Here is an 11,996-nt window from a genome sequence, read left to right on the forward strand (position 1 = left end):
GCATAGGAGCTGCTGGAGGCGAAGACGGCCGAGACGAGGGCCGACCCGACATCGGCGCCGAGCAGCACCGCCAGACCGATGGAGGTGCCGATGGCGCCGCCGGCAGCGAGGCCGGCAACGATGAGGGCCATGGCGGTGGCGCTGCCGAGCGTCGCCGTCGCCATGGCGCCCGCCAGGAAGGCCGAGATATTGTTGCCGAGGCGCTGCTGGATGAAATGCTTCAGCCGGTCGCCCCAGCCGCGCATGATGCCGGTGCGCACCATACGCACGCCCCACAGCAGCATCGCTATGCCGCCCAGAAGCTCGATGATCACGGTCGTGCCGGCGGTCATCCGTCGATGCCCATGAAGATGACGTCCTCCCCACCCGGCGCTGAGACCACCGGTCGGGAGGAGTCATGCGCTCTGGCGCTGGACCTCACCATCGGGTCCGAGGGGGAGGGGACCGTCACCGCGCTTCTCCCGCTGAAAAGATTTGCGGGCCAGAGCGAAGAGGAGCGGAAACCGCGATCAGGCTGGCCAGGGCAGGGACCAGGTTTTCACATTGGTGTAGAATTTCATCGCCTCCAGGACACCCTCTTTGATGCCATTGCCGGAGTCCTTGATGCCGCCAAAGGGCGACATTTCGATACGATAGCCCGGCACTTCCCAGATATTCACGGTGCCTACATTGAGTCCTTCGACGAAACGGGTGATGCGGTCAAGCCGGTTGGTGCACACGCCGGAGGACAGTCCGAAGGAGGTCGAGTTGGAGATGCGCATCACTGCTTCGTCGTCATTGGGAACCCGCACGATCGGAATGATCGGCCCGAAGGTTTCCTCGAAGACGAGCTCGGATTCATGCGGCACATGGTCGAGCGTGATCGGCGGCAGGAGTGCTCCCTGACGGCCCGGATTGTAGAGCACCTTCGCACCCTGTTCGGCCGCCAGATGGACGCGTTTCTCGAACAGGGCCGCGGCCTCCGCATGGACGACGGTGCCAAGATCAGTCTCGGGCGCCATCGGGTCGCCGAACTTGATCTTCTTCGCCTTCTCCAGCACCAGAGCCGAGAATTTGTCGGCGACACGTTCCTGCACCAAGATGCGCTTCACCGCGGTGCAGCGCTGGCCGGAATTGCGGGTGGCGCCCTGGACGGCGAGCTCGGCCGCCTTGTCGAGATCGGAATCGGAGAGATCGTCGAGCACGATCAGCGGGTCGTTGCCGCCGAGTTCCAGCGCCGCGCGCCGGTAGCCGGCCTTGCCGGCGATGATCTTGCCGACCCGGACACCGCCGGTGAAGGTGATGATGTCGATATTGTCGTTGGTCACCATTTCGTCGCCGATGTCTTTCGGCCAGCCGGTGACGACCTGGAACATTTCGGGCGGCAGGCCCGCTTCATAGAGGATATCCACGAGGGCGATCGCGGTCAGCGGCGTGAGCTCGGTCGGCTTGCACACGACGCAATTATTGGTGGCGATGGCCGGTGCCACCTTGTGCGAGACCATGTTGAGTGGGTGGTTGAAGGGGGTGATCGCCGAGATCACGCCCACCGGCTCGCGTTTGGTGAAGATCTTGCGCGCTTTGCCTTGCGGAGTGAGGTCGCAGGAGAAGATCTGCCCGTCATCGAGAATGGCGAGCTGGCCGGCGAGCGAATAGACGTCATAGGCCCGCCCGCATTCATAGAGCGAGTCCTTCTTGGACAGGCCGAGCTCGAGCGTGATGAGGTCGGAGAGCTGGTCGCGCCGGTCGCGGAGGAGCTCGGCGGTGCGGAACAGAATCTGCTGGCGCTCATAGCGGGTGAGCTTCGGCTTGAACGCCTTGGCGATGGCGAAGGCCTTGGCCGCATGTTCGGCGCGTCCCGCCGGCACCGTGCCGATGATCTCGTTCGTATAGGGATAGTGGACCGGAACCACATCGTCGGTTTCGACGCGTTTGCCGCCGATCCGCATGGCTTCCTTGATGACGGCACGTGTGGGCGTGATCTTGTTCATCTGAATGACTTTCGCTTATGCCGCCGCGTCTTGCCGGGCCGCGATGTGATTGCAGCCGATGGCGAAGGCGTCGAAATTGCGCAACGTGCCGGCAAGCCCTTGCGTCTTGCGGTTGACGATGATCGGGATCTCCTGCTCGGAGAGTCCGCCATGCGAGCGCAGCGGCTCGGTGAGGCCCGACAGATCATGCTTGTCGCGGCTGGTGCCGATCACCTTGCTGTGTTTCTCGCCGCCCGACACGATGATGAGGTCGCCCATGCGATCTTCCGGCAGCTCGAAGCGGGCGCAGCCTTCCGGACGGCCGAGCACCACATCGATGCCGGGCTGGCGGGCGATGAAGGCAAGCGCCTCCTGGGGTGTAGGCCCATAAAGATAGACGGTGGCGAAGGAGCCGAGCGCCCCGTGATGGACGACATAAGGATCGGTGATCGGCAGGATCACCTTGGTCTTGCCCGCACCGAACTTCTCATCGAGCACATCCTGCAGGAAGACCACGTCCGGCTCACCATTGGCCAGATGTTTGTCCTTCATGCCATGGTCGGCGACGATCACCACGATGGCGCCCTGGGCGTCGAGCTCGCCCAGATAGCGGTCCATCATCGCGTAGAAATCGTTGGCTTTGGCGGCGCCCGGCGCGTGCTTGTGCTGGACGTAATCGGTGGTCGACAGATACATGAGGTCGGGCTTCATGGACGCCAGGAGCTTGACGCCCGCCGCGAACACGAATTCCGACAACTCGGCCGAGTAGACATCCGGAACGGGGAGGCCGGTGAGCCGACGCGCATCCTCGATGCCGTTGTCGGGGAGGGTCGCCTTGTCGGCCCTCTCGGAGGAGAAGCAGATAGCGCTGCCGTCGAAGGCAAGGCCCTTTCCGAGAAGGAGGCGCAATTTGTCCTTGGCCGTCACCACCGCGACCTTGGCGCCGGCCTTCTGGAAGGCGGCGAAGATGGTCGGCGCCCTGAGCCATTTGGGATCGTTCATCATCACTTCACGGCCCGTCTCGGGGTCGATGAGATAGTTGCCGCAGATGCCATGGACGGCGGGTGGCCGGCCGGTGACGATCGAGAGATTGTTGGGGTTGGTGAAGCTCGGCATGGCCGAGAGGCCGAGGCGATTCTCACCCTTGCCGATCATCCGGTCGAGGTTAGGCATGAGGCCTTTGGCGCGGGCCTCTTCCATGTAAGCGGGCTCACTGCCGTCGCAGCAGACGACCACTAAGGGCGCTTCCGGCCAGGCATAGGTCCGGCCGTTGACGGAAACGGATTTTTGATTCTGGATCATGAGGTTGGCTCGTTTTCCGGACTCTATTTCTTAAGATTCTAACGGATGCATGTCGGTGACCTTCATCTCGGCGAAGACCTCGCGGATGGCGGTCAGCGCGCCGCGGATCACCGCCTCGTCGATCTGCCCGATCGTGCCGATGCGGAAGCTCGGCCTTTTGGTGAGCTTGCCCGGATAGATCGCATAGCCGCGCTGCCGCAGCGCCTCATAGAAAGTATCGAAATGGAAGTTGGGGTCGCGCGGCGTGAGGAAGGTCTGGATGATCGGACCCGCCTCGTCGTCGCTGAGCAGCGTCTCGATGCCCATCTCGCGCATGCCCTTAACCAGCACCTCGGCATTGTGCTTGTAGCGCGCCGAGCGGGCGGGGAGGCCGCCGGCATGGGCATATTCCTGCAGCGCCTGCTGGAAGGCGACGAGTGCGTGGGTAGGCGGCGTGAAGCGGAACTGACCGGTCTTCTCGAGCACCGTCCACTGCTCATAGAGATCGAGCACCGTCGAATGGCAACGGCCTTCGCTCTCTTCGAGAAGCGAGCGCTTGGCCAGCACATAGGAGAAGCCCGGCACGCCCTCGATGCATTTGTTGGATGAGGACACCATCACGTCGATGTTCCAGGCGGTCATGTCGATGGGAATGGCGCCGAAGGAGGACATGGCGTCGACCATGATGGTGAGCGCCCGGCCCTGGACGGCTTTGCAGATCGCCTCGATGGGATTGATGATGCCGGACGTGGTCTCGCAATGGATGATCCACAGATGGCTGATGGTGCGGTCGGCATTGAGCGCCGCGACGATGTCTTCCGGCGTCGGCGCCTCGCTGTCGCCCTTGTCGAGGGTAACCACCGGCCGGCCGAGCCGGTTGAGGATCTTCGCCGCCCGCTCGCCATAGGCGCCGTTGCAGACGACGAGCGTCTTGTAGCGCTTGGCCGGGCAGAAGCTGCCGAGCGCCGCTTCGATGGCGAAGGTCCCGGAGCCCTGCATGATCACGCATTCATAATTCGGGCCGCAATGGGCGAGATCGAGCAGGGAGGCACGGATGCGCTTGACGATTTCGCGGAACTCGATGTCGCGCGAGCCGTAATCGGCGAGCATCGCGATCTTCACGCCGCGCGAGGTGGTGAGAGGGCCCGGCGTGAGGAGAAAGGGCATGTCCTCCTGGCCCTCGGGGCCGTTGAAGGTGGGGATGAAGGAGGCGGCAAGAGCGGTGGCGACGGTCATGGACGGGGCCTCGAGGAAGGGGGTGATTGCCTGTGTGTCCATCTCGCGCTTCACCCATACATAAGTCAAATCGTAAGATCATATATTGAATATAAGTTTGACTGATGTAAGAATATGGCCATGCGATATGCCCAGCTGAAGGCCTTTCACGCGGTTGCGGCGAATGGCGGCTTCTCCAAAGCCGCCGAGCGGCTGGCTTTGACCCAGCCCGCCATTTCCGATCACATCCGCAAGCTTGAGGACGCCTATGGCTCAGAGCTGTTCCTGCGCCGGCGCGGCGGTGTCGAGCTGACCGCTTTCGCCCGCAAGCTTTTCGCCGTGACCGAGCGGATGTTCGAGGCCGAAACCGAGGCGCTGGAGCTCCTGTCGCGCGCCAAAGGGCTGGAAGAGGGGTTGTTGAGCATTGGCGCCGATGCGGCGACCCATGTCCTGCCGCTCATCCGCCGCTTCCGCGAACGCTACCCCAAGATCCAGGTCCGCCTCGTCGCCGGCAATTCGGCGCAACTGCTCGCCAGGCTCGACCGTTTCGAGATCGATTTCGCCGTCATCGCCGAGGCGCCGCCGCAGCAGGACTATCATGCCCGGCTCCTGCGCGAAGACGATATCCAGGCCTTCAGCGCCGCGACCCATCCCTTCGCCAGGCGTCAGGAAATTTCGCTCGCCGACTTCGTGGCTCAGCCGGTGGTCTTGCGCGAAGAGGGCTCCGCCACCAGAGGCCTTCTCCTCGCCGAGATCGCCAGCCGCGCGCTGGTGCTGACCAATGTCATGGAAATCGAAAGCCGGGAGGCGGCGCGCGAGGCGGTGGCGAGCGGCATGGGCATCGGCGTCATATCGAGCGCCGAAATCGTGCCGGATGCCCGCCTCCATATGCTGCGCTTCAGCGACTGGCAGGCGCGGATGAGCGAATGGCTGGTCTGCCTTACCGCCCGCGCTGATCTTCATATCATCCGCGCCGTGCTCGGGCTCTTACGCCGGTAGCGCCTGCCATTGCGTCAATTCTCAACAAGTTGAGATGTGACTTCACGCCCGATTGGTATAGAGTGAACACATGGTTCAGAAATTCATCGCGGCCTGCATTCAGAACTGCGCGACGCCTGATGTGGAAGCCGACATCGCCATCTTGGCCAAGCTGGTCGACAAGGCCGGCGCCGCGGGCGCGTCTTTCATCGCGCTTCCCGAATATTGCGCCGGACTCGATACCAAGAACGGCATGCTGCATCCCTTCGCCGTGCCGGAAAGCGATCACCCGGTCCTGCCGGCGATGGCGGCCCTCGCCAAGGCGTACAAGGCCTGGATTCTCGTCGGCTCGATCGGCATCAAGGCCGCCGACGGGCGCATCTTCAATCGCAGCTACATGCTGGCGCCCGATGGTGCCATCGCGGCGCGCTACGACAAGATCCATATGTTCGACGTCGATCTGGGCGACGGCCATTCCTATCGCGAGTCCGCCACCATCATGCCGGGCTCGGAAGCGGTGCTTTCGCCGTGCGTCGGTGGACCGGTCGGCCTGTCGATCTGCTACGATCTGCGCTTCGCCGCGCTCTACCGCACGCTGGCCAAAGCCGGCGCCCAGATGCTGGCAGTGCCGGCGGCCTTCACCCGCATCACCGGCGAGGCGCATTGGCACATTCTCAACCGTGCCCGCGCCATCGAGAACGGCGCTTACGTGATCGCGCCCTGTCAATATGGCACGCTCGCCGGCGGCTCCGAATGCTACGGCCACTCTTTGATCATCGACCCCTGGGGCCGCGTTCTGGCCGATGGCGGCGACAGTGAAGGCGTGATCACCGCCGAGATCGATCTCGCCGAAGTGGCGAAGACGCGCGGCCGCATCCCGTCGCTCACCCATGACCGGCCCTTCGCGATCGAGATGGTCGTGCCGGCGGTGGCGGCCGAATAAAAGAACCTAGTTGCCGTGCGCGGCGACGACTTCCGCGACATTGTTGCGATGCACCGCCTCATAGGGTGCGAAGTAGTTCACCCATTTGGCCTGAAGCGGCCCGGCGATGAGCGCTTCGAGTTTCTCTTCACGTAATTCGGGTTCGGCCACGCAGCGCTTCAGCATGCGGATATACTGCTGGGTGGCGCGGATCAGGGGCTTCTCATAGCCACCCGCCGAGATGACCAGCGGGTCGCCGTGATTGGGCAGGATGCGCGAGACGTTCCAGCCCCACAGGCGGTCGAGCTCGGCCAAATGCGTGTCGAGCGCCCGCGGCTCGGCCACATAGGTGACCGTGTCCTCCAGCGTGTCGCCGGCGAAGAGCAGCCCCAGCTCCTCAATATGTAAAAGTGTGGCGTCGTCGCTATGAATATTCGCGTGATGAAGATCGACATCGAGCCGGCCGACTTCGAGCTTGAGATGTTTTTCAAAGATGGTCTTCGGCAGGACGAGCGGTTTGATCGCGGGTTGCCCATGATAGGTGCCGGCCTCGATCCCGGCGCGGTTCTTCTCGAGATGGCGAAGCGTCAGCTCCTGCGCGATGATCTCGCAATCGGCGAAGGCCTCATTGCCGGCGACATGATCGAGATGGTGATGGCTCAGCACGACGCGGATGCGCTTCACGCCCAAGCGATCGAGGAAGGTCCTGATCTTGCGCGCATGGGCGGGCGAAAGATGCGTGTCATAGACAAGGGCGTCATCCTCGTCGACGAGCACGTAGCTCGCCGTGCCGAGCGCGAAGCCGCCATCGTCGAGCCAATTCTCCGTTTCCGCATGGAGCCGGACATCGGGAATGCGCCCGTCATAAAAGGCATAGACGAAGGGAAAGGGTTTCAGGACGCGCAGATGCGCGACGGGATTCTGTTCGATCATGGAGCCTTGCGAATCTGGTTGCCTCAAACCGAAGCTTTGGTCGTTTCCAGTTCGTCATAGGCCTTTTGGATACGGATGAACATGGCGTTCATATAGTCGCCGACTTCCTTCGGCACATCCTTGCTGGCGAGCTTGTCGGGATGATAGAGCCGCGCCTTGGCGAGATAGGCGGCGCGCACTTCGCCCGCATTGGAGCCGCGGTCGATACCGAGCGTATGATAGGGATCGAAGGCGGCCGGGCTGACGGTGCGCCGATAGAGATGGTCGGTGCGCGGCAGGTCGAGCGCCGCGATCATCGCGATGGACCGCTTGGCGACCATCGTCAGCGTGTTGTCGCGCTTCTCGAAATCGATGAACTGGTCCGGATTGTTCAGGAGATCGCGCAGCTTCTGCGCCGTTGCCAGGAAGACATGGCCGTTCAGAACTTCGCCCGTGCTGAGCGTCAGCGTGACCGCGACGCGCTGGCGTTCTGTTTCATTTGATCCGAACATCGGCGGCGATTCCCAGGCATTTTCAATGCCGTGAGATTGCCCGACCAGCGCCTAGGGAACTATTATAATTGTCGTTAAAATTTAATCGGTTTGGTTTACGCCGCCGCCATCCGGCCTTGCCTCATATAGCCGTCGACCCATGCGGTGCGGTAGCCATCCTCTTGCCAGAGCACGGGAAAATAGCTTTCGTCCATGTCGGTCGAATGCGCCTTCTTGTAGCGCGAGTAAATATAGCTGATTTCGCTCGGATGAAATTTTGCTGTGGACGAGATGCAATGAGCGATGACCGAGCGGCGCGGGTTGGTTCCCTTGTTGTCGCGTGAGCCATGCCAGGTGCGGCCATGGTGGAACACCGCGGTGCCGGCCGGCACCTCGATCGGCACGATCTCGTAGTTGTCTATGCCCGCCGCTGCCGCCGCGGGCTTGAGATCGGCCAGCGGGTCGTCGGGGGCGTGGAACTGCTTGATCGGCGGCGAGATCGGCCAGCGATGCGAGCCGCGCACATGTTCGATCGTTCCCTGAAACGCCTTGGTGTCGTCGAGCGTGATCCAGCAGGTCATCATTTCGCCGGGCTCGATCCATCCATTGTACGAATCATCCTGGTGGAAGCCGAGCGGCTTGCCGCCCGGCGGCTTCCAGATGACATTGTCCTGCCCGATGCGGGCACCCGGCCACCCGCGCAGCCTGGCGCAGGCCTCGCCGACATCGGAACGCAGCACGATCGACGCGATGGTGAGGTCGGATTTCCAGCCGTTGCAGATCTGCCGGGTGAGGTCTTCGCGGTCGCGGCCGAACCGCCAGTTCCATTCGTCGGGATAAAGCCCGGTCTCGAACTTGCCTGAGAACAAGGGCTCGAAGCGCAACCGTGCTTTGGCGATCTGATCTTCATTGAGGGCGCCCTCGACGGCGACGAAGCCGTCTCGGGAGAAATCATCGAGATGCTTCTGAGTGATGGCGATCATGGAAACCTCACTTGAATGCGGAGAGGGCGGCGATCCCGGAGAAGGTGGCGGCTATTCCAAGCCAGCGAAGATAGGCGATTTTCTCGTGCAGGAAAATCCAGGCGAGGACGATCGTGATGGCGCCCGAAGCCGTGGCGCAGACATTGGCGAGCTCGGGCTGGGCGCTCTTGCCGGCGGCGAAGAGCAGCGTGATGGCGAAGACGTCGAGCAGCCCCATTGCCGCGAGCACCGGCAGATAGGGTATTTGCGGCCGGATCGGCGCCGGCCGGGCGAGCACCAGCGGCAGCATGATCGCGGCACCGGCGAGGCGCGAGATCCAGACCGACTGGATTTCGTCGAAGAGAAGAGCCGATTTTTGACCGGCGAAAACGCCGACGACGAAAGTCAGATGGGCGAGGATGGCGAAAGTGATGGTGCGCCGCCAGCGCCCAGGTGTCTCCTCGAGCGCGGCGGATCCGGTCTCGCTCTCGCCGCAGGCGACGAGGAACGCGCCGATGAGGATGAGAGCGACAAAAGCGAGCTGCGTCAGGCTCGGGATACTGCCGAGGAAAGCGCCAAGGAGGACGCTGGTCGCCGGATAGGACATGGCCACCGGCACGGCGAGCGAGATAGGCCCCGAGGTGATCGCCGTGAACAGGAATAACGTGGCAAGGGCTACCCCGATGCCGGCGACGACCGGCCACCAGACATCACCGCGCAGCAGGGTAGGCAACTCGCCAAAAGCCAGCAGCCAGAGACTGATCAGCACGAGGCCGAACAGCGTAACGGCCGCGGTGACCGGCAGCGGGCCGATGCGGCGGCCGGTCTTGCCGGCAAGAAAGTCGAGCATTCCCCAGCACAAGGCCGCTGCTGTGCCGAGAAACACAGGATTCATCTTAACGCCCGCTTGTCATGGGTCTGATTGCCGTCGTCAGATGCTGTCGGCGCCGACCAGATCCTGGCGCGCCGTTTCGAGATGCCTGGCGATGAGGTCGGCGGCGGTCGCGGGATCGCGCATCTTCAGCGCCTCGAAGATGGCGCGATGCTGCTGATTGTAGACGTCGATCTTCTCGTTCACCAGGATGATCTGCTTCATCTGCTCCCACTGCGCGTGATTCCGCACCGTGTTGATATGCTGATAGAGCCGGTAGAGCAGGGGATTGCGCGAGCAGCGCGCGATCGCCAGATGCAGCTCGGAATCGAGCTTGGTGAACAGATCCTGGTCGTTATTCGTCGCCTCGATGCGCAACAGGATGCTTTCGATCGCATCGAGATCGCGTGCCGAGGCATGCAGCGCCGCGAGCCGCGTCATCGACGGCTCGATGGCGATTCGGGCCTCGATGAGCTGCAGGGGAGAGATGAGATCGGTCACATCCGACATCGCGTCCTGCACGGGGCCCTGATAGCTGACGAAGGTGCCGGAGCCGACGCGGCGGACCACCAGGCCCTTCTGTTCGAGCTGGTCCAGCGCCTTGCGGATGGTCGAGCGCGCTGTGCCGAAGGCGACGGCGAGCTGGCGCTCGGGCGGCAGCTGATCGCCGTCGCTATAAACGCCGCTTTCAATCGCCCGCTTCAGCCGCGACGTGATCGAATTCGCCCCCCTGGTGGCGACGAGCTGCGGGTCCTCTCCCTCCGTTTCGAGGGGGCTCCGGGTCTTCAGCATTTCTTCTTGCAGTTCAGGGGTCATGGTCTCAATTGGTTGTAATTGGCAAAAATTGGTTTGCAATCGGTCTGAATTTGTGGATCATTATGCCAGAACCGTGGGTTTTGTCCCGAAAAAAGCAATCAAACCGGTTCAGCCCAATCCGCTGGGGAGTGGGTTCGCAGGAGGAAAACGCGCGTCATGGCAGTTCCGTCCGGTGTGAAATATGTGATCATCGGGGCCGGTATTCACGGTCTCTCCACCGCCTATCATCTGGCATTGAAGCTGAAAGAGACCGGCAAGGGGTCGGGCAAGGACATCCTGGTCCTCGACAAGACCTCGATCGCCGCCGGCGCCTCCGGCATCGCCTGCGGGGTGGTGCGCAACAATTATTACCAGCCGGCCATGCGCGAATTGATGGCGCATTCGGTGTCGGTCTGGGAGAGCGATCCCAAGGCCTATTCCTATCATGCCGTCGGCTACATGCAGATCTCGCCCGAGGTCATGCATCAGCAGGTCGGCACCATCTACGAGCAGCAGAAGTCCATCGGCTACACCTCGACCTTCATCGAAGGCGAGAAGGACTCGATGACTTATATGAAAGGCCTGTTCGACGACTGGCAGGCCAAGGGCATCACCTCCGTCCTGCATGAGAAGAAGGGCGGCTACGCCAACAACACCGCCTCGATCTACGGTCTCGCCTCCAAGGCCGAGGCCGAGGGCGTGCGCATCATGACCGGTGTCCAGGTCAATGGCTTCGAATTCGGCAGCAATTCACAGGCCGTGACGGGAGTCTTGACCAGCAAGGGCCGCATCGGCTGCGACTATGTCGTGGTCGGCGTGGGGCCGTGGGTCAACCAGATCTGGAACATGCTGGACCTGCCGCGCACCGTCTCGATCAAGGGCCGCGACGGCAAGATGCACGACAATGTGCGCATGTGGAAATACTGGTGCCTGGAGGAGGGAACGCTGGGCGTCGATCCCAATATGCACAAGACCAATGACGGCAAGATGCCGCCGGTCATCCATGTCGACACCGACGCGCCGCTTCATTCCGATGTCGACGGCCGCCTTCTCACCGACAAGCTCTGGGGCCTCTATTACAAGCCCGACTTCAATTTCGGCGGTGTCCAGGGCGGCGCGTCGCCCTACAAGGTCGAGGGCGAGCCCGACAAGATCGCCATCGATCCTTACGGCCCCGATTCGCCCGACTTCATCGTCGGCGATGATTTCATCGAGACCTGGTGCTCGATGCTGGCCCATTGCCAGAAGCGTTTCGAGGGCCAGATCGGCATCTATAAGAAGGACGAGAAATCCGGCGGCCTCGGCTGCTTCACGCCCGACAATTTCCCGGTCTTCGATGTCTTCCGCGACAATGTCTTCGTCATCGCGGATTCGAACCATGGCTACAAGATGATCGGCGTCGGCAAGCTCGCCGCCCAGGAGATCGTCGGCGAGAAATCGAAGCTTCTCGAGCCCTTCCGCTTCTCTCGTTATGCCGAGGGCAAGCTCCACCCCGTCTCCAACAGCCCCTTCCCCTGGAGTTGATCGACTGACAGTGCCTTAACCTGATCCAACCGGTTCTACCAAGTCGGGATACGCCCGGCGCAACCAAAGGACCGGACAAACAAGAGGAAACGCCAC

11 protein-coding genes and 1 pseudogene are annotated in these 11,996 nt (G+C 62.4%); 3 read left to right on the forward strand and 9 right to left on the reverse strand.

Annotated features, from left to right (window positions below):
• The 4 genes and pseudogenes from JHL16_RS04625 to JHL16_RS04640 all read right to left on the reverse strand — a co-directional run.
• Positions 1-332 (reverse strand): annotated as a pseudogene (locus JHL16_RS04625) (Na/Pi cotransporter family protein); the annotation flags it as partial.
• A 177-nt stretch (positions 333-509) separates the two neighbouring features.
• Complete coding sequence (gene phnY, locus JHL16_RS04630) at positions 510-1,970, reverse strand: phosphonoacetaldehyde dehydrogenase (RefSeq protein ID WP_200183728.1); 1,461 nt, start codon at positions 1,968-1,970, stop codon at positions 510-512.
• A 15-nt stretch (positions 1,971-1,985) separates the two neighbouring features.
• Positions 1,986-3,251 (reverse strand): phosphonoacetate hydrolase, encoded by a 1,266-nt coding sequence (gene phnA, locus JHL16_RS04635; RefSeq protein ID WP_200183729.1) that lies wholly within the window; start codon positions 3,249-3,251, stop codon positions 1,986-1,988.
• Positions 3,252-3,281: 30 nt separating this feature from the next.
• The gene (locus tag JHL16_RS04640; RefSeq protein WP_246770798.1) at positions 3,282-4,508 is read right to left on the reverse strand and encodes a 2-aminoethylphosphonate--pyruvate transaminase; all 1,227 of its coding nucleotides are present in this window, start codon (positions 4,506-4,508) and stop codon (positions 3,282-3,284) included.
• 78 nt (positions 4,509-4,586) lie between these two features.
• On the opposite strand from JHL16_RS04640, the gene JHL16_RS04645 reads away from it, so the two are divergent.
• Together JHL16_RS04645 and JHL16_RS04650 are read left to right on the forward strand one after the other, a co-directional pair.
• Complete coding sequence (locus tag JHL16_RS04645; protein WP_200183730.1) at positions 4,587-5,444, forward strand: LysR substrate-binding domain-containing protein; 858 nt, start codon at positions 4,587-4,589, stop codon at positions 5,442-5,444.
• A gap of 70 nt (positions 5,445-5,514) precedes the next feature.
• Positions 5,515-6,366, forward strand: coding sequence for a carbon-nitrogen hydrolase family protein (locus JHL16_RS04650; RefSeq protein ID WP_200183731.1), 852 nt, complete (start codon positions 5,515-5,517; stop codon positions 6,364-6,366).
• A gap of 6 nt (positions 6,367-6,372) precedes the next feature.
• On the opposite strand, the gene JHL16_RS04655 is transcribed toward JHL16_RS04650, so the two are convergent.
• From JHL16_RS04655 to JHL16_RS04675, 5 genes are all read right to left on the reverse strand, one after another.
• Complete coding sequence (locus JHL16_RS04655; RefSeq protein WP_200183732.1) at positions 6,373-7,278, reverse strand: MBL fold metallo-hydrolase; 906 nt, start codon at positions 7,276-7,278, stop codon at positions 6,373-6,375.
• Between the two features lie 23 nt (positions 7,279-7,301).
• On the reverse strand, positions 7,302-7,769 hold the full coding sequence (locus tag JHL16_RS04660; RefSeq protein ID WP_200183733.1) for a J domain-containing protein: 468 nt from the start codon (positions 7,767-7,769) through the stop codon (positions 7,302-7,304).
• 95 nt (positions 7,770-7,864) lie between these two features.
• Positions 7,865-8,731 carry a phytanoyl-CoA dioxygenase family protein gene (locus tag JHL16_RS04665; protein WP_200183734.1) on the reverse strand — a complete coding sequence of 289 codons (867 nt, stop codon included), beginning with the start codon at positions 8,729-8,731 and terminating at the stop codon, positions 7,865-7,867.
• A 7-nt stretch (positions 8,732-8,738) separates the two neighbouring features.
• The gene (locus JHL16_RS04670; RefSeq protein WP_281435987.1) at positions 8,739-9,605 is read right to left on the reverse strand and encodes an EamA family transporter; all 867 of its coding nucleotides are present in this window, start codon (positions 9,603-9,605) and stop codon (positions 8,739-8,741) included.
• Positions 9,606-9,641: 36 nt separating this feature from the next.
• A complete protein-coding gene (locus tag JHL16_RS04675; RefSeq protein WP_200183736.1) occupies positions 9,642-10,373 on the reverse strand; it encodes a FadR/GntR family transcriptional regulator in 732 nt (243 codons plus the stop codon).
• A gap of 180 nt (positions 10,374-10,553) precedes the next feature.
• Here JHL16_RS04675 and JHL16_RS04680 point away from each other — a divergent pair, with 180 nt between their 5' ends.
• Complete coding sequence (locus tag JHL16_RS04680; protein WP_200183737.1) at positions 10,554-11,900, forward strand: NAD(P)/FAD-dependent oxidoreductase; 1,347 nt, start codon at positions 10,554-10,556, stop codon at positions 11,898-11,900.
• Positions 11,901-11,996: the final 96 nt, after the last annotated feature.

The organism is Taklimakanibacter albus (assembly GCF_016595235.1).
GTDB classification, from domain to species: Bacteria; Pseudomonadota; Alphaproteobacteria; order Rhizobiales; family Aestuariivirgaceae; genus Taklimakanibacter; species Taklimakanibacter albus.